General features: G+C 55.6%; 13 protein-coding genes. 10 read left to right on the forward strand and 3 right to left on the reverse strand.

Features of this window, described 5'->3' with window-relative positions:
• Nucleotides 1-131 precede the first annotated feature (131 nt).
• The 7 genes from HB631_RS17825 to HB631_RS17855 are packed head-to-tail and all read left to right on the forward strand — an operon-like array spanning nt 132 to nt 9,955.
• A complete protein-coding gene (locus tag HB631_RS17825) occupies nt 132-3,149 on the forward strand; it encodes an ImcF-related family protein (protein WP_255557089.1) in 3,018 nt (1,005 codons plus the stop codon).
• Nucleotides 3,149-4,738, forward strand: a complete 1,590-nt coding sequence (tssA, locus tag HB631_RS17830) for a type VI secretion system protein TssA (RefSeq protein ID WP_213992524.1) — start codon at nt 3,149-3,151, stop codon at nt 4,736-4,738. Before HB631_RS17825 ends, tssA begins: the two co-directional genes overlap by 1 nt.
• A gap of 30 nt (nt 4,739-4,768) precedes the next feature.
• Nucleotides 4,769-6,532: a type VI secretion system baseplate subunit TssF gene (gene tssF / locus HB631_RS17835; protein WP_213992525.1), complete on the forward strand. Its 1,764-nt coding sequence runs from the start codon at nt 4,769-4,771 to the stop codon at nt 6,530-6,532.
• A 14-nt stretch (nt 6,533-6,546) separates the two neighbouring features.
• Entirely contained in the window at nt 6,547-7,596 is a 1,050-nt protein-coding gene (tssG, locus tag HB631_RS17840) for a type VI secretion system baseplate subunit TssG (protein WP_255557094.1), read from the forward strand.
• Nucleotides 7,577-8,113, forward strand: a complete 537-nt coding sequence (tssJ, locus tag HB631_RS17845) for a type VI secretion system lipoprotein TssJ (protein ID WP_213992527.1) — start codon at nt 7,577-7,579, stop codon at nt 8,111-8,113. The genes tssG and tssJ overlap by 20 nt, the downstream gene beginning before the upstream one ends.
• A gap of 2 nt (nt 8,114-8,115) precedes the next feature.
• Nucleotides 8,116-8,553, forward strand: a complete 438-nt coding sequence (tssE, locus tag HB631_RS17850; protein WP_213992528.1) for a type VI secretion system baseplate subunit TssE — start codon at nt 8,116-8,118, stop codon at nt 8,551-8,553.
• Between the two features lie 31 nt (nt 8,554-8,584).
• Nucleotides 8,585-9,955: a VasL domain-containing protein gene (locus HB631_RS17855; RefSeq protein WP_213992549.1), complete on the forward strand. Its 1,371-nt coding sequence runs from the start codon at nt 8,585-8,587 to the stop codon at nt 9,953-9,955.
• Between the two features lies 1 nt (nt 9,956).
• Here the strand turns inward: HB631_RS17855 and metJ are convergent, their stop codons facing one another.
• Entirely contained in the window at nt 9,957-10,274 is a 318-nt protein-coding gene (gene metJ, locus HB631_RS17860; RefSeq protein ID WP_132924380.1) for a met regulon transcriptional regulator MetJ, read from the reverse strand.
• Between the two features lie 324 nt (nt 10,275-10,598).
• Between metJ and metB the strand changes: the two genes are divergently transcribed.
• From metB to metF, 3 genes are all read left to right on the forward strand, one after another.
• On the forward strand, nt 10,599-11,759 hold the full coding sequence (gene metB, locus HB631_RS17865; RefSeq protein WP_213992529.1) for a cystathionine gamma-synthase: 1,161 nt from the start codon (nt 10,599-10,601) through the stop codon (nt 11,757-11,759).
• A gap of 2 nt (nt 11,760-11,761) precedes the next feature.
• A complete protein-coding gene (locus tag HB631_RS17870; protein WP_213992530.1) occupies nt 11,762-14,197 on the forward strand; it encodes a bifunctional aspartate kinase/homoserine dehydrogenase II in 2,436 nt (811 codons plus the stop codon).
• 275 nt (nt 14,198-14,472) lie between these two features.
• Entirely contained in the window at nt 14,473-15,396 is a 924-nt protein-coding gene (metF, locus tag HB631_RS17875) for a methylenetetrahydrofolate reductase (RefSeq protein ID WP_213992531.1), read from the forward strand.
• 187 nt (nt 15,397-15,583) lie between these two features.
• On the opposite strand, the gene ppc is transcribed toward metF, so the two are convergent.
• Nucleotides 15,584-18,223 (reverse strand): phosphoenolpyruvate carboxylase, encoded by a 2,640-nt coding sequence (ppc, locus tag HB631_RS17880; RefSeq protein ID WP_213992532.1) that lies wholly within the window; start codon nt 18,221-18,223, stop codon nt 15,584-15,586.
• Between the two features lie 262 nt (nt 18,224-18,485).
• Nucleotides 18,486-19,637, reverse strand: coding sequence for an acetylornithine deacetylase (gene argE / locus HB631_RS17885; RefSeq protein ID WP_213992533.1), 1,152 nt, complete (start codon nt 19,635-19,637; stop codon nt 18,486-18,488).
• Between the last annotated feature and the right edge of the window lie 148 nt (nt 19,638-19,785).

Raw genomic sequence — 19,785 nt, forward strand, 5'->3', positions numbered from 1 at the left:
AAAAAGCGGGAGCATTTCCCAATCAAGAAAAGCGGCTTGCTCAATTAAAAGCCCAAGAAAATGCTCTTCGTCCTGCAATTGAATACCTCCTCCTGCGCCATGGCCCTTTTTGGCGTCACAAGATTCGTATCATGCTGGTTATCGGCGAGCCTGAACAAGTCGAGGCCATCACACCCGGTCTCACATCCCGTCACTGGATGGAAGGCAATCGTACCCTATTGCTGTGGGGCGGCAGCGTGCAGGCCGATCTGGATGAAGGCTTGCTTGCCCGGCTTCGTGCACTGCGTCGGCGTCGTCCGCTGGATGGCGTTGTCTGGGCGCTAACCGAGTCCCAAAGCGTGCAGCCGGCGCACATGGATAAAGGCCTTCGTCAGCTCCAGCGGCAGGGACAGCGGTTAGGTTGGCAGGCACCCCTATATTTGTGGCAGATGTGCGCCAGTGCCTGGCCGCAGGAGGATCGCCAGAGTGCCCCGGTGGGATGCCTGTTGCCGCCAGCCTGTGCCCCTGAATGCTTATCCGCCCGTTTGCAAGATCTGGTTGCGCCGCTGCGCCGCCAGGGCATGAACCAGGTGCTGGCCGCCAACGGGCATGATTTCCTGCTGCGCCTGTCACAGTACTTGGAGCAGTGCGGTATAACACACTGGCAGCAAGTACTGACTCCGTTGTGGCGAGACTTTTCTGCCATTCTGTCGCTGCGCGGCCTGATGTTCAGCCTGCCGGTCAATGAACAAGAGGCCGGGGCGGAACACTGTTGGTTGCCGGACCCGGCATGGCAAGGCATCTTGAACGATAGAATGGCCCGCGGTCGCCGCGTCGGTTTCCCATGGGAGCAAAGCGCTTCTTGCGCGGTGCTGGGGTTGGCCCTGCTGTGGGGGTGCGGCAGCGTGCTCTCTTATTTCTCCAACCGCGGTCAGATGGCCACGGTTCGGCAGCAACTGACGGCATTGAAGGTAAACGCTCCGCAAAGCGAACAATTGAAGGCGCTTCGTCAGCTTGGCAGTGAACTGGGGCGGTTGAAGTACCTTTCCGCGCACGGCGCGCCCTGGTATCAACGTTTTGGATTAAATCAAAACGATATGCTGCTGGCCGCCTTATGGCCGCACTACGGCGCCATTAATAATCGCCTTGTCCGTGACGTCGCCGCAAAGCAGCTGCACAGACAGCTCAGTGCGCTGGTTGCCTTGCCGCCGGACAGCCCACAACGTACCAAGCTAACACATATCGGCTACGACCAGCTCAAAGCTTACCTGATGCTGTCTTATCCGGAAAAAGCCGATGCGGCCTTTTTGACCCGTGTTCTCAGTGAAAATGAACCAGCCCGCGCCGGGGTCGATCTTGGGTTGTGGCAAAGTCTTGCGCCGGGGCTATGGGGTTTTTATACCGGGAATCTGGCTGGACATACGGAGTGGCGTATCGCACCCGATATGGAATTGGTGGCGCGGGTACGTCGGCTGTTGTTGGCGCAAATAGGGCAGCGCAACGCCGAGGCGGCGCTTTATCAGAAAGTGTTGCGGTCGGCGGCGAACAGTTACGCGGACCTGGGTCTGATGAACATGGTGGGGGATACGGATGCCCATGGATTGTTCAGCTCCACCGAAGTGGTGCCGGGGATATTTACCCGTCAAGCCTGGGAGGAGCAGGTACAAAATGCCGTAGATGAGGCCGTTGCTTCACGTCGTGAGGAAATTGACTGGGTGCTCAGCGACAGTAAACAGCCGGTTGCGGCCGAGGTGTCACCGGAAGCGCTTAAAGCTCGCCTAATCGAACGTTACTTTACTGATTTCAGCGGTGCCTGGCTTAATTTTCTCAATAGTCTGCGATGGAACCACGCTAAAAATCTATCGGATGTGGCCGATCAGTTCACCTTGATGGCCGATGTGCGTCAGTCCCCGCTGATTGCGCTGATGAACACCCTCAGCTTCCAGGGACAGACCGGTCAACGGGGGGAGGCATTGTCCGATTCGCTGGTGAAGTCCATGCAAAGTCTGATGCATAAAGACACCCTGCCCGTCATTGACCAGCGCCCCGCGGGGTCAACGGGTCCGCTGGACAGCACCTTCGGCCCGCTGTTGGCAATGATGGGGAAGGGAAATCAGGCGGGTGTGATGACCGGCGACAGCTCGCTCAGCCTGCAAACTTTTCTCACCCGTATCACCAGGGTGCGCCTCAAGCTGCAGCAGGTGGCGAACGCCAATGACCCGCAGGAAATGACCCAGCTACTGGCACAGACGGTGTTTCAAGGCAAAAGCATTGATCTGACCGACACCCAGGAATACGGCAGCCTGCTCGCCGCCAGCCTGGGGGAAGAGTGGAGCGGTTTTGGCCGGGCGATGTTCGTCCAGCCGCTGACCCAGGCGTGGCAAAGGGTACTGCAGCCTTCCGCCGCCAGTCTGAACGTTCAATGGCGAAAGTCGATAGTGGATAACTGGAATCAGGCTTTCACCGGGCGCTACCCGTTTGCGGACACGCGCGGCGACGCATCTTTGCCGATGCTGGGGCAGTTTGTTCGCGCTGAATCCGGACGTATCGAACAGTTCCTGACACGTCAGTTAGGAGGTGTGCTGCACAAAGAGGGCAACCGCTGGGTGCCGGACAAGGTGAACAGCCAGGGACTGAGGTTTAACCCTTCCTTCCTTCAGGCGATGAATCAACTCAGTCAGCTCGCCGACATTTTATACAGCGACGGCGGTATGGGCATGCATTTCGATTTGATGGCGAAGCCGGTGCGCCATGTGGTGGAGACCACCTTCAATCTTGACGGGCAGAAGCTTAGATACTTTAACCAGCAGGAAAGCTGGCAGAATTTTCAATGGCCCGGTACGTCGGACAAACCCGGCGTGATGCTGAGCTGGATCAGTGTGAATGCCGGCCCGCGTCTGTTTGCTGATGAACAGGGCAACTGGGGACTTATCCGCCTGCTGGAGCAAGCCAAGGTCACGACGCTGGATGACGGCGAAACCCTCTACCGTCTGGTCTTGACCGCCCCGGATGCCTTACCGCTAACCTGGAATTTGCGCAGCGAGCTGGCCGAAGGGCCGCTGGCGATGCTGAAGCTGAGGGGCTTTTCGATGCCGACGCGAATATTTGATGTGGACGCCGGGGGCAACGCAACATCATTGGATGCCTTCGCTTTGAGGGAGAATGAGTGATGTTGCAAACATTAATCAGCACCTGTCTGGCGGAACGGGATGCGTCTGAATTGGCCCGCGGGCAAATTAACCTGTGGGAAAAGTGGTTGTTGCCTGTCTCTACGGATAACCCGGTAGGAGATGACCCGGCTTATGCCGATGATTTCCAGCGCATGCGCGAAGAGGTCAATAAAACCACCGGGGCGGATACCGGCCTCATCTGCCGGTTGGCCGAGACATTGTTGACGACCACCTGCAAGGATGCCCGCGTTGCCACCTATTATCTGTGGGCGCGCCTGCATCGTGACGGTGAGGCCGGTCTGGCTGATGGCTTGACGCTGCTGGCCGGGTTGGTTGAACGTTTTGGCGAACGGTTGCTGCCGACACGTCCCAACAGTCGCCGAGTGGCGCTGGAATGGCTGGCGGGTAGCAAAATCTTGGACAGTCTTGCACGCTATCCGGAAGTGGTGAAGACAGAACTGGTACGCATCGTGGCGGCATCGGCGCTGCTGGAGCAAACTTTCGGCTCATGGCCCGAGCTTGACCGGCCTGCATGGGATGCGTTGTACGACGCACTGGAATTGCGTCTGGCCCAATCGGGCGGGCTTGAGGCGGTAGTGCCGCAACACAGCGCCGCGGATGGCGCGAGACTATTGTCACCTTCCGCCCGGGAGGGTCAGGGCTTGGGGCAAATCCAGTCGGGCCGCGATTTGTTGGAGCAGGGCAAAGCACTTTCATGCTACCTACGCGAACAGCCGCAGGGCTGGCTGGCAAGCCACCGTTTGATGAAGTGCCTGCGCTGGGATACGGTGCATCTGTTACCTCGGCAGGAGGCGGCGGGCAATACCCGTCTGGCCGCCCCGCGCGGTGACTACCGCGCCCAGCTCAAACGGCTCTATCTTCAACAGAGCTGGAGCGAACTGCTGGATCAGGTTGAGCGAATGTATGCAGAAGGTGTTAACCACTTCTGGTTGGATTTGCAGTGGTATGCCTGCCAGGCATTAAGCAAGCAAGGACAGCCGTTCGCCGGTTGGGCGGATATCGTCAAGCAAGACCTGGGGATGTTGCTGACGCGTCTGCCCGGATTGGAAAATCTGAGCTGGAACGACGGCACGCCATTTGCCGACGATGTGACGCGTGGCTGGATAGCCCAGCAGGTTAGCGGTAATCCTGAGCTTTGGACCTCCGTACCGTCAGTGACAGCCTCGGAAGACGAAAATGACATTCTTGCTCTGGAAAGCGAGGCCCTGGCACAGGCCGACAGCGACGGAGTGGACGCCGCATTGGCTTGGCTGGCGGCCCGACCCGGTATTCAGACGGTCCGACAGCGCTGGTTATTGCGCTTATTGATGGCGAGGGTAACCGAGCAGTACGGCAAAAATGACCTGGCTTTGCACCTGCTGGATGAGCTCGACAGGACTCCCGGCGGTTTGCCCTTAGCTGATTGGGAGCCGGGACTGAGTTTTGAGGTCAAGGCGCGATTACTGAAGCTACTAAGACTCAAAGCTCAGCGCAATGATGCCGACAAGACGGCGCTGGCGCTGCGTATGGATGCCCTTCTGTCTGGTCTGGTGTCCATCGATCCGGTGCGGGCCGCCATCCTTTGTTGATGGTGACCTTTCTAATGAGAATTTTTCCCCATGGATGACTTAACCCTGCGTTATTATGACGCCGAAATGCGCTACCTGCATGAAGCGGGCAAGGAATTTGCCGAAGCGCACCCTGACCGGGCGGCGATGCTTAACCTGGATAAGGTGGATACGCGTGATCCCTATGTAGAGCGCCTGTTTGAAGGTTTTGCCTTCCTGATGGGCCGGCTGCGTGAAAAGCTTGATGATGACCTGCCGGAACTGACCGAAGGTTTGGTGAGTCTGCTGTGGCCGCATTACCTGCGTACCATTCCGTCGCTATCGATTGTTGAATTGACGCCCGACCGACGCCTGATGAAGCACAGCGAGACCGTCGGCCGTGGGTTCGAGGTGATGTCCGGGCCGGTGGGACCGCAGCGGACGCGCTGCCGCTATACTACCACCCAGGACATGACGTTAACCCCGCTGTGCGTGGAATCAGCCCGCATTGTTACCGAACCGGACGGTCGCTCGGTCATCCGGCTGCGATTCGGCTGCGGCGAACTGGCAGACTGGATTCAGACTGACCTGCGCCGCCTGCCGTTATATCTCAATGCCGAGAGTGCGGTGGCCTGCGCGCTGCACCAGGCGCTGACGCTGAAAACCCAGGCAATGTACCTGCGACTGCCAGGCAACCCGGATCGCCTGCCGCTGGATGGTTTTTTTTCACCCCTGGGGTTTGGTGATCGGGACCGGCTGTGGCCGAAAGGAGACAGTGCCTTCAGCGGCTATCAGTTGTTGCTTGAGTACTTCACTTTCCGAGAAAAATTCATGTTCGTAGCCTTGAATGGGCTGGAGCAAGCGCTGTTTTCGCCGGGAATGCCCTGGTTTGAACTGGACGTAGTGCTTAGCGAGCCGTGGCTTCATGATTTACAGATTAATAGCGCGAGTATCCGCCTGCACTGCGTGCCGGTGATCAACCTGTTTCCTCTCGAGGCCGATCCGTTGACGCTCTCCCCGTTGGCTACCGATTACCTGTTGCGGCCCATGCGCATACAGGACGGCCATACCGAAATCTATTCGGTGGACAGCGTGATTTCTTCCAAGCACACAGGACATCAACAGTATGTGCCGTTCAGCAGCTTTCGCCATAAGGGGGGTATGCTGCGCGCAGAGGCGCCGGAGCGCTATTTCCATTCTCGCGTCAAACGCGGCGCCAGTGGTCTGCATGATACCTGGCTGATATTGGGCGGCGAGGCTTTCGACAGTGACAAACTCAGTGCAAATGAAAGCCTGTCCCTGACGTTGACCGGTACCAACGGACAATTGCCCCGCAAAGCGTTGCAAAGCACCCTGCTGGATACGGTGGTGCAGTCTACTCAAATAGGCCTCGCCGTTCGCAATCTGTGCGCACCCACACAGCCTAGCTATCCTCCGAACCGGGATCGTTTCCAATGGCGGGTTTTGAGTCATCTGGGGTCGAATTTCCTGTCGATGATGGACAACGCAGAGGTGCTTCGCGGCACGCTGGCGCTGTATGACTGGACGGAAAATGAGCTTAACCGCCGTCGCCTGGCCGCCATAGTTGATGTGAAACACCATTTGATACAACGATTTGAAAAAGGTTTCCTGCTGCGCGGCGTCGACATCGAAATCACTCTCGATAGCAATGGTTTTGCCGGCGAAGGAGATATCAGCCTGTTCGGCGAGATGCTCAGTCGTTTCTTTGCGCTGTACGCCGATATCCATCTGTTTACCCAGCTTACGCTGCACCTGCAACCCTTAGGAAAATGTCTGAGATGGAAAGAGAAACACCGTCAGCATATACCCGGCTGAGGGCAACCCGCCTGATGGAAGCGATGGCCGATCGGATGCCGATGGTCGACGTATACCGTTTTTGTCAACTGCTGGAGCTGGCGGTGCCGGAAAGCCAACCATTAGGGAGTACCGCCAATCCGGCAAACGATCCGGTACGTTTTCGGCCGCATCCCGGCATGGGCTTTCCCGTCAGCGAACTTAAAGCCATTGAAGACGAGGGAGAATACCCTGAGCGACCGGCCACGGTAAGAACCACTTTTCTCGGATTATACGGCGTGAACTCGCCGTTGCCGACACCGTATCTGGATGATATCAGCCAGCAGCGGGAAGGGCATCAGGCGCTTGAAGCGTTCCTCGATATCTTCAACCATCGTATTTTTACTCAGTTCTACCGTATCTGGCGGAAGTACTCCTATCCGGCCACGTTTACCGCCGGCGGTACGGATGCCATTTCCCAATGTCTGCTGGGGCTGGTTGGCCTGGGAATCCAGGGGACGGCTGGGCATATCGCCACACCGATGTCGCGTTTTCTGGCGTTGCTTGACGTGATGCGTCTGCCGACCCGTACGGCGGAAGGGGTGGTCGCGCTGGTGGCTTTGCTTGCACCTGACACGGTTGCTACGGTGACGCCCCACTGCCCGCAAAAGATTGTCATGACGCCCCCGGCGGGTCTGGCTAAAAACCGGCCGGTAAATTTATCCCAAAGGGCAATGCTGGGAGGCGTGGGCGCTGACGTCAACAGTCAGCTGTTGCTGACGTTAACAACGGAAGATCCCAAGGAGGCGCAAGGTTGGCTACCGGGCGGGCCTTTGCATACCGATCTTTTGGTATTAATCAGGGTGTATCTGGGCTGGCGTTGTTCGGTCCGCCTACAGCTGACGTTGCCCATAATCTGTTTACCGGCGCCGGTATTGGGTGAAAAGCAGGTGCAGCTGGGTCTAACGGGTGTGCTGGGGCTGAGGGCCGACGCGCCGCTGACGCCGGCTATGCCTGCCGCCATCACCATAGGTCTGGGGCGTTATCAAGGGTTACAACAGAATACAGTCGCAATGGAGTGTCAGAATGTCCGTTATCGCTTTTAGATCGCCGCTGATATTGGCTTTAATCATTTCTCCGCTGAGTGGCTGCGGCCTGACGCAAAGCGTGGTGGACGGCACGGCGTCGGCTACTAAAGCCATTTTCTATAAACAAATTAAGACCCTGTATCTGGATTTTAGCGCCCGGACGGCACTGAACACCGATGAAACGGACATGGCCACCCTGTCGGTGCCGGCCATGGTGCGGGTGTATCAGCTTCGCGACGGTAAAGCGGTGGCGAAAGCGACTTACCAGAGCCTGTTGACCCATGGCGAATCCGTGCTGCAGGACGACCTGTTATCCTGGCTTGAAGTGGTGGTAAAGCCGGGGGAGGGAGCGCGGCTGGATATGCCGATGGAAAGAGAGGCGACGTGTGTGGCGGTGGTCGGGTTATTCCGGTCGCCGGATACGGTAAAAAACACCTGGCGAATCGTTATCTCCCGTGAGCAGTTGGATCCTGATAACCCGCGCGTGATTGAACTGGCAGAGAATGCCCTCGTTCTGAAACCGCCGAAGGAGTGAAAATGCAACATCAAAATCTTTCACTCTATGAAATGATTACGCAAAACTTCGGCGGCGACATGGAGTTGTATCAAGTGAGTGACAACGACCAGGTCATTCTCTCCGTTCTGGATAATCTGCAGCGCATCCTTAATTGTCGGGCAGGTACTCTCAGTCATTTGCCGGATTACGGTCTGCCGGATATGAGTCAAATCCTGCAAGGCATGCCCGGTTCGGCGCATAGCTTGATGACCACCATGACCCTGGTACTGATGAAGTACGAGCCGCGCCTGGAAGGCGTTGCCATTACCCTGTTGCCGCAACGTCTTTCGGGGCAGTTGGAATATTCCATGGAGGCGGAACTGAAAGGCACCGGGCCGTTCACCTTCGGCACCACCTTTACCCCTGAAGGTAAAATTCTTTTGCGCCATCTTAGGCAACAACGTCATTTAAGCACGTAAAATCATATAAAGAGGGAGGCGTATGTCGGCTATGACAACCGGCCATAGGGTTAGCACCGGCGGCGATCCCCGTGGTTTTGCCGAATTTACCGCGTTGCGCGATGAATTGAGTAAATTACATCATCCCGCCCGCCCGGATGTGGACTGGCCGCGCATAGAACAACTTTGCCTGGGGTTGTTTCGCCGTAACGGCGTTGAATTGCAAACCGCGGTGGATTTCACGCTGGCGCGTATCCGGCTGGCGGGGCTGGCGGGTTTGTGCGAGGGTGTCGAACTGATAGCGGCATTGGTCACCCATCAGTGGGCGGTTTTTTGGCCCAGGCCGACCCATGCGCGGGTGGCGCTGCTGGCAGGACTCAGCGAGCGGTTGCAGCAGGTCTGGCGAACGTTCCAAGTGGACTATGGCGATTTGGCCCTATTATACCGTGCCGGGCGGGGGATGGAGACGATCTGCGACGCGTTGCGCACCCTCGAACTCAATCATCTGTGCAAATTGGATACCTTGCGACAGACCCTCAATAATACCGCGCTACGTCTGGAGAATACTGGTGATGACCCCATAAGGGAGGCTCTCCCGCCCCTGCCCGACGGGTCAAAGCAACTTCCGGCCTTGTCGCCTATGGCCGGGGTAGATACTGAACCCCTGATCTATATTGCCGATATCAAAAATCAGGGGCATCCGCGGATTCAGGTCGCTGAAGCCCCGCCGCCGCGCTGGAAGGCCTGGCAAGGTTTTGTGGCTGGGATCTCCCTCACTGCCTTGGCCTTCGGGGGATTTATGCTGGTCCAACGGTCCGCTGGCGAATCTTTTGATCAAATCCTGCTGGCAACAACCCAACCCTTGCCGACCGCATTATCGCCTCGCCGGGTTAATGCCCTTGAGCAACAGTATTCGCCGGCGAAGCGGGCGCAGATTAAACCGGCTTTGATTCAGGCCACTCGCGGACGATTGGAACAGCTGGCGGGGTTATCTCCCTTATGGGCGCACCATCATGGCGACGGATTATTAGCGCAGGCCCGTCAATTATGGCCCTATAGCGGGGGGATCAATGCTATGTCCGCTGATTGGCATGGACAACGATTGGCCAATGCCACGCCGGAAGAAGATTTGGCGAATTTTTTTTTGGCGCAAACTCGGCTGGAACAGCTGGGACAACGACTTAAGGTGCTGGAGCAGTCCAAAGGACGCTATATGACGGTGTCGGCGCTTAAATCCGCAGTATTCGAAATTCAGCAGCCATTACTTCGGACCCCGCCGTTGGAAGAACTGTTGCGACAATATCATGAACAGACCCAGGCGGGAGGGGAACCGTCACCTATATTGCGTCAGCAAATCGAACGGCGTTTTAGCCAGTTACTCAATCGCTTCGCCTTGATATCAACTCATCAGGGCATTAAATAGGTTAATAATCCCACGTCTCGGGATCGATTCCCATTTCGCGCATCATCTCCTTGGCTACTTCCGGTATTTCATCGTTACGCTCTTTGCGAAGATCGTTATCATCGGGCAACGGCTGACCGGTAAAAGCGTGCAAAAAGGCTTCGCATAACAGCTCACTATTGGTGGCGTGACGTAAATTATTGACTTGCCGCCGGGTTCTTTCATCGGTAAGTATCTTTAGAACCTTCAGCGGAATGGATACCGTGATCTTTTTGACCTGCTCACTTTTTTTACCATGTTCAGCATAAGGGCTGACATATTCGCCTTTCCATTCCGCCATGGGATACCTTAATTTCTCATAAAATGATTAAAATTCGCTGAAAACGAGCCAATTATGCCGGAACTTCGTGTTACTCACTACTCCATGCCCGCTTATTTTGCGACTTATTAACTTTTCATATTATAACGTCCTCGACCGCCGCTATCGCCTGCGGTAAAAGAGGAGTTAGATTTTAACACTTTAAACCCGCATAATTTTAGCTGTTATTGATAATTTGCTCAATCTATACGCTAAGAAGTTTAGATGTCCAGATGTATTGACGTCTATCTTGCGGAAGGTTACTCTTTTACCTCCACTCTCCAGCACTTACCAGGATGCGAGTACATGACGCGCAAACAGGCCACAATCGCAGTTCGCAGCGGGCTTAATGATGATGAACAATTCGGTTGCGTAGTTCCGCCAATCACTCTTTCCAGCACCTATAACTTCGTGGATTTCAACCAACCCCGCGCTCATGACTATTCCCGGCGGGGCAATCCGACCCGTGATATCGTGCAGCGGGCATTGGCGGAACTGGAGAAGGGTGCCGGCGCGGTCCTCACCAGCAGCGGTATGTCGGCGATACATTTGGTTTGTACGGTGTTTCTACAGCCTGGTGATTTGCTGGTGGCGCCTCATGATTGTTATGGCGGAAGTTATCGCCTGTTCGATAGTCTGAGCAAACGCGGCGCGTATCGGGTAAAATTTGTCGATCAGGGTGATGAATCGGCGCTGCGATCGGCGTTGGCTGAAAAACCCAAGCTGGTGCTGATTGAGACGCCGAGCAATCCGTTGCTGCGTGTGGTGGACATTGCCGCGATATGCCGGGCTGCACACGAGGTCGGGGCTATCTGCGTGGCGGATAATACTTTCATGAGCCCGGCGCTGCAGCAGCCGCTCACATTAGGCGCCGATCTGGTGGTGCATTCCTGTACCAAATATCTGAACGGCCATTCCGATGTGGTGGCCGGCGCGGTGATTGCCAAAGATGCCGCCCTGGCCACCGATCTGGCATGGTGGGCCAATAATATCGGTGTCACCGGTGCCGCTTTCGACAGCTACCTGTTATTGCGCGGAATTCGCACCCTCAATCCCCGCATTCGGCAGCAGCAGAGCAACGCCCAGGATATCGTGGCCTATTTACAGCAGCAGCCGCTGGTAAAAAAACTGTATTATCCCGGGCTGCCCGGTAATCCGGGGCATGAAATCGCCTGCCGTCAACAGTCAGGCTTCGGCGCTATGCTGAGTTTTGAATTGGATGGCGATGAAGCCGTGTTGCGGCGCTTTTTGTCCAGCCTGGAATTGTTCACCCTGGCGGAATCCCTTGGCGGTGTGGAAAGCCTGATTTCTCATGCGGCAACCATGACGCATGCCGGTATGGCACCGGAAGCGCGCGCGGCTGCCGGTATCGGCGAAACCCTTTTGCGTTTGTCGGTAGGTATCGAAGACGGTGAAGATTTGATAGCTGATTTGGAGCAGGCTTTCCAGGCAGCGACTAAGAGGTAAGTATGAGTGCTTTTGGGACGATTGGACGCCCGATCGGCAGGCAGCTGCATAAATTTGGCGGCAGCAGCCTGGCGGATGTGAAATGTTATCAACGGGTGGCGGGCATTATGGCCGAATACAGCCAACCCGGCGATCTGATGGTGGTATCTGCTGCGGGCAGCACCACTAACCAATTGATTAATTGGCTAAAGTTCAGCCAAAGTGACCGTATCTCCGCGCACCAGATCCAGCAAACCTTGCGCCGTTATCAACATCAGTTGATAAGCGGCCTGCTGCCGCCTGAACAGGCGGATGTGATGATCGCGGAATTTATTCGCGATCTCGAGCGCCTGGCGGTATTGCTGGACGGGAAAATGACCGATGCCGTTTATGCCGAAGTGGTGGGGCACGGTGAGATCTGGTCGGCGCGATTGATGGCCGCGGTGCTTAACCGGCAGGATATAGACGCGGTCTGGCTTGATGCCCGGGATTTCCTTCGTGCTGAATATGCCGCGCAGCCGCAGGTGGACGAAGCCGGTTCCTGGCCGTTATTACAGCAAATACTCACTCAACATCCCAATAAACGTCTGGTGGTAACCGGCTTTATCAGCCGTAACCAAGCGGGGGATACGGTATTGCTGGGGCGTAACGGCAGCGACTATTCCGCCACCCAAATCGGCGCCCTTGCGGGTGTAACGCGAGTTACCATATGGAGTGATGTGGCCGGGGTATACAGCGCCGATCCGCGCAAGGTCAAGGATGCATGCTTGCTGCCGCTGCTACGTCTTGATGAAGCCAGCGAATTGGCGCGTTTGGCCGCGCCGGTCCTTCACACCCGGACCTTGCAGCCGGTTTCCGGCAGCGATATTGATTTGATGCTGCGATGCAGCTATCAACCGGAACAGGGATCGACCCGTATTGAGAGGGTCCTGGCCTCGGGTACCGGTGCGAAAATTGTCACCAGCCATGATGATGTCTGCCTGATTGAGCTGTCGGTCGCGCCGCAACATGATTTTAGCCAGGCGCAGTTAGCGATCGATGGGGCATTGAAACGCACGCAAATCAAACCATTGGCCATGGGAATTCATCGCGATCGCCGATTGATACAACTCTGCTATACCGCCGAGGTGGTGGGCAGCGTTTACCAGATGCTGGAGCAGGCGGCGTTGCCCGGACAGCTGCAGTTGCGCGAAGGTTTGGCCCTGGTGGCGATGGTGGGGGCGGGCGTCGCCAAAAACCCGCTGCATTGTCATCGTTTTTATCAACAGCTTAAATACCAGCCGGTGGAGTTTTTTTGGCAGGCGGAAGACGGCATCAGCCTGGTGGCGGTATTGCGTGTCGGTCCTACCGAGCATGTTATTCAGGGACTGCATACCTCGCTGTTTCGCGCCGAAAAGCGTATCGGCCTGGTGCTGTTCGGCAAAGGTAATATCGGCTCACGCTGGCTGGAGCTGTTTGCCCGAGAGCAGGAAAGCTTGTCAGCCCGCACCGGCTTTGAATTTATTCTCAGCGGCGTGGTGGACAGTCAGCGTAGCCTGCTGAATTATGACGGACTTAACGCCAGCCGGGCGTTGGCCTTCTTCAGCGATGAAGCCGTTGAGCAGGACCCGGAAGATCTCTTTCTTTGGATGCGTGCGCATCCCTATGATGATCTGGTGGTGCTGGATGTTACCGCCAGCGAGATCCTGGCGGAGCAATATCTGGATTTCGCCAGCTACGGTTTCCATGTGATCAGCGCCAATAAACTGGCGGGGGCCTCCAGCGGGGATAATTATCGTCAAATTCGCGACGCTTTTGCCAAAACCGGGCGGTATTGGCTTTATAACGCCACGGTAGGCGCCGGTTTGCCGGTTAACCATACGGTGCGCGACCTGCGTGACAGCGGCGACAGCATTCTGTCCATCAGCGGCATTTTTTCCGGCACACTGTCCTGGCTGTTTTTACAATTCGACGGTACGGTGCCCTTTACCGATTTGGTGGAGCAGGCCTGGCAACAGGGCCTGACCGAACCCGATCCCAGGGTTGACCTGTCCGGTCAGGATGTCATGCGTAAGCTGGTCATTTTGGCGCGGGAAGCCGGTTACGATATCGAACCGAATCAGGTTCGGGTTGAATCATTGGTTTCCGTGAGCAGTGAAAAAGGTTCGGTGGACCAATTCTTCGAAGATGGCGATGCCCTGAACGAAGAAATGACCCGCCGACTTGAAGCGGCCAACGAGATGGGGCTGGTTTTGCGTTATGTGGCGCGCTTTGATGCCAACGGCAAAGCCCGCGTCGGGGTCGAGGCGGTACGCCGGGAACATCCGCTGGCGGCACTGTTGCCCTGTGATAATGTGTTTGCCATCGAGAGCCGCTGGTATCGGGATAACCCACTGGTGATTCGCGGGCCGGGGGCGGGTCGGGATGTTACCGCCGGCGCTATCCAGTCGGATTTAAACCGGCTGGCGCAGCTGTTATAAAATATCTGGCCGGGAGGTTATCGTTTCACGGATACCTGCCCGGCCTGATATTTGCAGACGGTGTGTGTTTTGCGTAATAACAACAAATGAATTTTTTTCAACATCCGTGAAGATTACTCCCCATCATGGCTAACGATTTTATTGACTCTACTAACGATTTCCGTCAAATTCTATTTAGACGTCTAAACGTATAGATGCATATCAATATGAGATCGCGACGCACTATCATCAGCGCACAGTCTTCAGTAACAATCACCAGCGTAAGAGGAAAAGGTATGAGTTTTTTTCACGCCAATCAGCGGGAAGCCCTGAACCAGAACCTGGCCGAATTACAGGGCAATATCAACGTCTCGTTTGAGTTTTTTCCTCCCCGTACCAGTGAAATGGAGCAGACGCTGTGGCACTCCATCGACCGGTTGAGCATTCTTAAACCGACCTTCGTCTCGGTGACTTACGGCGCCAACTCTGGTGAGCGCGATCGCACCCATAGCATTATCAAGGATATCAAGGAGCGCACCGGCCTGGATGCCGCGCCGCACCTGACCTGTATCGATGCGACGCAGGAAGAGCTGAAAAAGATTGCCGAAGACTATTGGCACAGCGGCATCCGTCATATCGTCGCGCTGCGCGGTGACCTGCCACCCGGCAGCGGTAAACCGGCCATGTATGCCGCCGATTTGGTGACGTTGCTGAAAAAGGTCGGCGATTTTGATATTTCCGTGGCCGCCTATCCGGAGGTACACCCGGAGGCCAAAAGCGCCCAATCGGATTTGATCAACCTGAAGAAGAAGGTGGAAGCCGGCGCCAGCCGGGCAATTACCCAATTCTTTTTTGATGTGGAAAGTTATCTGCGTTTTCGCGACCGCTGTGTCGCCGCCGGGATTGAAACCGAAATCGTGCCCGGCATCCTGCCGGTATCCAATTTCAAGCAGCTGCAGCGCTTCGCCGCCATGACCAATGTAAAGGTGCCGAACTGGATGACCAATATGTTTGACGGCCTGGATAACGATGCTGAAACACGCAAAATGGTTGGCGCCTCAATTGCCATGGATATGGTGAAAATCCTCAGCCGGGAAGGGGTTAAGGATTTTCATTTCTATACCCTGAATCGCGCCGATTTGACCTACGCCATTTGCCATACTCTCGGCGTGCGGCCGCAGGTCGCCGCCGAACAGACTATCGTTCAGACCGTCCAATAACGACAGCCCGATCCCTTCCGCCTTAGTAATCCCGGGAGGCGCCTTGGCGGCGAGCCGCCATAAAAAAACCGGACCCGAGGATCCGGTGGGCTTGTTGACAAAGTGCCCCGCCTTATCGACTCCGAGTACGTTTGTCAGCAGCCTGAACCGGACCCGAGAGTCCGGTTTGAATCTGAACTCTCTCCTGCTAACCGGTATTGCGCATTCCCGCCGCCACGCCGGCGATGGTCACCATCAGTGCTTGTTCCACCCGCGGGTCGGGCTGTTCCTGCTGGCGCGAACGATGCAATAATTCCGCCTGCAGTACGTTCAACGGGTCGGTGTAGACGTTGCGCAAGGCGATGGACTCCGCGATCCACGGCAGATCGGCCATTAAATGATCGTCATTGGCAATGGTGAGCACCACGTTAATATCATCCGCCAATTGCTTACGCAGCTGTTTTCCCAGCGGCCATAACTTCTCTTCCACCAGGCGCTGGTCGTAATATTCCGCCAGCCATAAATCCGCTTTGGCGAACACCATTTCCAACATGCCGATACGGGTGGAGAAAAACGGCCAATCGCGGCACATGGCTTCCAACTCATCCTGTTTGCCTTCATCGACGGCTTTTTGCAAAGCGGCGCCGGCGCCCAGCCAGGCCGGCAGCATCAACCGGTTCTGCGTCCAGGCAAAAATCCACGGAATGGCACGCAGGCTTTCCACGCCGCCGTTGGGCCGCCGTTTCGCCGGACGCGATCCCAACGGTAATTTACCTAACTCCTGCTCCGGGGTAGCTGAACGGAAATAAGGCACAAAATCGGCATTTTCACGCACATAACCACGATACATATTGCATGATGTAGTGGAGAGATCGTCCATCAGCGTGCGCCACTCCTGCTTCGGCTCCGGCGGCGGCAGCAGATTGGCTTCCAGAATCGCGCCGGTGTAGAGCGCCAGGCTGCTAATGGCCACTTCCGGCAGACCGAATTTGAAACGGATCATCTCGCCTTGTTCAGTCACCCGTAAGCCTCCTCGCAGGCTTCCCGGGGGCTGCGACAGTAACGCGGCATGGGCCGGCGCGCCGCCACGACCGATGGAGCCGCCGCGTCCGTGGAACAGCGTCAGTGCGATGCCGGCTTTTTCACAGGTTTTAATCAACGCGTCCTGCGCGCGGTACTGCGCCCAGGATGCCGCCACAACCCCGGCGTCTTTGGCCGAATCGGAATAGCCGATCATGACCATCTGCTTACCCTGGATAAAGCCGCGATACCAATCGATATTCAGCAATTGGGTCATCACGTCATCGGCGTTATTCAGGTCGTCCAGGGTTTCAAACAGCGGTGCGACCGGTAGCGGGAACTGGCAGCCGGCTTCTTTCAGCAATAAATGCACCGCCAGCACATCGGAAGGGGTTTTCGCCATGGAGATGACATAAGCGGCAATGGATCCTTGCGGCGCATCGGCTATCACCCGGCAGGTTTCCAACACTTCGTGGGTTTGGTCGCTGAGCTGATAGTAACGCGGCAGCAACGGCCGTTTGGAGTTGAGCTCGCGAATCAGAAAGGTCTGTTTATCGGCTTCGGACCAGCTTTCATAATCCCCTAGCCCCAGATAACGGGTGATTTCACTTAATGCTTCGGTATGACGGGTGCTTTCCTGGCGAACATCGATGCGGACCAGCTGAATACCGAAACATTTAATACGGCGCAGCGTATCGAGAAGCTGGCCGCTGGCGATGATATTCATGCCGCAGGCTTTCAGCGATTGGTAGCAGGTATACAAAGGCTGCCAAAGCTGATCGTTGCTTTCCAGCAAATCGTCCGGCGGCAATTGATGTTCACCTTTAACCTGCGCGGTCAGCCAGTTTTGGGTAGCGACCAATTGCCCGCGCAGGCGCTTCATCACCACGCGATAGGGTTCCAGCACCTCGTCGCCGCCCGCCAGAGCCCGCATTTCAGGCGTGCATTCCGTCATGGACAATTCGGAAACCAGGACCTGTATATCACGGAGAAACAAATCCGCGGCTTTCCAGCGGCTGAGCAACAAAACACGGCGGGTGATGTCGGCGGTGACATTCGGATTGCCGTCGCGGTCGCCGCCCATCCATGAGGTGAAGCGCACCGGTACGTTTTCCACCGGCAGGCTGAATCCGAACACGCTTTCCAGCTGTTCATTCAACTCCCGCAGATATTGCGGCACGCCTTCCCACAAACTGTTTTCCACGTTGGCAAAACCCCATTTGGCTTCGTCAACGGGGGAGGGGCGGTTATGGCGTATTTCATCGGTATGCCAGTATTGCGCCACCAGTTGACGCAGCCGGCGCATGATTTGCTTCCGCTCATAATCCGCCAAGTCATTGTGATCTAATTGTTTCAGGCAGTTATTGACTTCAACCAGCATATGGATCAGGGTACGGCGCGCAATTTCCGTAGGATGGGCGGTCAACACCAATTCAATGGAAAGGGACTCCACGGCGGCGCGGATTTCTTTGTCATCCAGCTCTTTATTATCTTTCAGGCGGGCAAAAACCTTACCTAATCCTTCCGGATTATTAAGGGCTTCCCCATGGGGGGAAATGGCATGAAACTGTTCCGCGGTGTTGGTCAGATTCAAAAACTGGCTAAAAGCACGCGCCACCGGCAGCAATTCGTCATTGGACAGGTTCTGCAACGTGGTTAGCAATTCCCGGCGATGCGTCTCGCTACCCGCTCGGGAGGATTTGGACAGCTTCCGGATGGTTTCTACCTTATCCAGGATATTTTCACCCATTGCATCTTTAATGGTGTCGCCCAGAAGCTTCCCGAGCATACTAACGTTGCTGCGCATTGCCGAATATTGTTCGTTCATAAGGACCCTGATCCAACTTACCTGAAAGTTTGTTTCACCCGAATGACGTAGATCACCCGCCATTATCTAGCCATGTATCGATTCATTCGTCAAATGACATCATTTCACGGCATAAAACCGCGTATTCACGTTAATTCGTGAAAGTTAATTACATGGGCCCGATATAAGTAATACTTATTTTATAGTACAAATATGACACAATTTGAGCGCATTTATCCCCTTCCGGCGTGAAGATGACGGAAAGGGGAGGCAGTTAAAAAATTTACTGCAGACAAAAATGTTGTACCACTTGGGAAATTAGCTGCCGCGTCGGTTTAATAAATGCGGTATCGAGATATTCATCTGGCTGATGCGCCTGATTGATTGACCCGGGTCCCAATACCAGCGTAGGACAGACTTCCTGGATAAACGGCGCCTCGGTACAATAGTTAACCACGGCGGTCTTGGTGCCCAGCAATTTTTCCACCACGGCCACCAAACGGTGGTCCGCCGGGCATTCATAGCCGGGGATCGGTGGGTGAAGGGCTTCGATAGTCAGCCGGCCCGGCCATTTTTCGCTTACCGGCGCCAATGCTTCTCCCAGCAGTCCGTTCAGGTCGCTGAGGGTCAAGCCCGGCAGCGGCCGGATATCCATATGCAATTCGCAGAAGCCGCAAATACGATTGGAGGCATCTCCGCCATGAATATGGCCGAGGTTCATGGTGGGGTAGGGAATGTCAAAAGCGGCATGGTGATAACGCTGCTGTAAGGTGTTGCGCAATACCAGCAGATGAGAAATCGCGTCATGCATGAGTTCAATGGCATTGACGCCGCGGCTCGGATCGCTGGAATGGCCGGATTGTCCGACGATGCGGATGGCGTTGGACATATGTCCTTTATGGGCGCGTACCGGCTGCAGGGAGGTCGGCTCGCCTATAATGGCGCAATCCGGTCGTAATTGGCTGGATGAGGCGAAATAACTGGCGCCGGCCATGGTGGTCTCTTCATCGGCGGTAGCCAGGATATACAGGGGTTTTTTCAATTTACTGCCGTCGATATCCCGCAGGGAGTCGAGTATAAAAGCAAAAAAACCTTTCATATCCGCAGTGCCCAGTCCGTATAGCTTGTTATTATGTTCGGTAAGGGTAAAGGGATCACGGGTCCAACGCCCATCGTCAAAAGGCACGGTATCGGTGTGACCCGCCAGCAATAAACCGCCGGCGCCGCTGCCGATACTCGCCAGCATATTGAACTTGTTCCGGGTACCGGGGACCGGCTGGATCTCGACCTGAAACCCCAATGTGCTAAACCAGCCCGCCAATAAATTGATTAGCGTCTGATTACTCTGATCCAGCGCGCTATCGGTGGCGCTGATTGACGGAGTGGCAATCAGGGCACGGTATAACTCAATAAACGGAGGCAAAATATTCTTCACTGTTAAAAGCCTTTGGGTTGGATAGTATCAATATTCATGCAATAATAGTGAATAAAAATACACTAACGTTGAGCGTTAAGTAAACGGATTATTAACAGATTACTACGCTTGGCCTCGCGGGTGAACAGCGAATAAACGCTGGAGAACC

It is taken from the genome of Sodalis sp. dw_96, assembly GCF_018449575.1.
Lineage (GTDB): Bacteria > Pseudomonadota > Gammaproteobacteria > Enterobacterales > Enterobacteriaceae > Acerihabitans.

Bases quoted from the DNA above. Each gene is read 5' to 3' on its own strand.
- tssF (WP_213992525.1), top strand. From the start codon at position 4,769: ATGGATGACTTAACCCTGCGTTATTATGACGCCGAAATGCGCTACCTG.
- metJ (WP_132924380.1), bottom strand. From the start codon at position 10,274: ATGGCGGAATGGAAAGGCGAATATGTCAGCCCTTATGCTGAACATGGT.
- HB631_RS17825 (WP_255557089.1), top strand. From the start codon at position 132: ATGCTGGTTATCGGCGAGCCTGAACAAGTCGAGGCCATCACACCCGGT.
- tssA (WP_213992524.1), top strand. From the start codon at position 3,149: ATGTTGCAAACATTAATCAGCACCTGTCTGGCGGAACGGGATGCGTCT.
- ppc (WP_213992532.1), bottom strand. From the start codon at position 18,223: ATGAACGAACAATATTCGGCAATGCGCAGCAACGTTAGTATGCTCGGG.
- metB (WP_213992529.1), top strand. From the start codon at position 10,599: ATGACGCGCAAACAGGCCACAATCGCAGTTCGCAGCGGGCTTAATGAT.
- tssE (WP_213992528.1), top strand. From the start codon at position 8,116: ATGCAACATCAAAATCTTTCACTCTATGAAATGATTACGCAAAACTTC.
- tssG (WP_255557094.1), top strand. From the start codon at position 6,547: ATGGAAGCGATGGCCGATCGGATGCCGATGGTCGACGTATACCGTTTT.
- metF (WP_213992531.1), top strand. From the start codon at position 14,473: ATGAGTTTTTTTCACGCCAATCAGCGGGAAGCCCTGAACCAGAACCTG.
- HB631_RS17870 (WP_213992530.1), top strand. From the start codon at position 11,762: ATGAGTGCTTTTGGGACGATTGGACGCCCGATCGGCAGGCAGCTGCAT.
- HB631_RS17855 (WP_213992549.1), top strand. From the start codon at position 8,585: ATGACAACCGGCCATAGGGTTAGCACCGGCGGCGATCCCCGTGGTTTT.
- tssJ (WP_213992527.1), top strand. From the start codon at position 7,577: ATGTCCGTTATCGCTTTTAGATCGCCGCTGATATTGGCTTTAATCATT.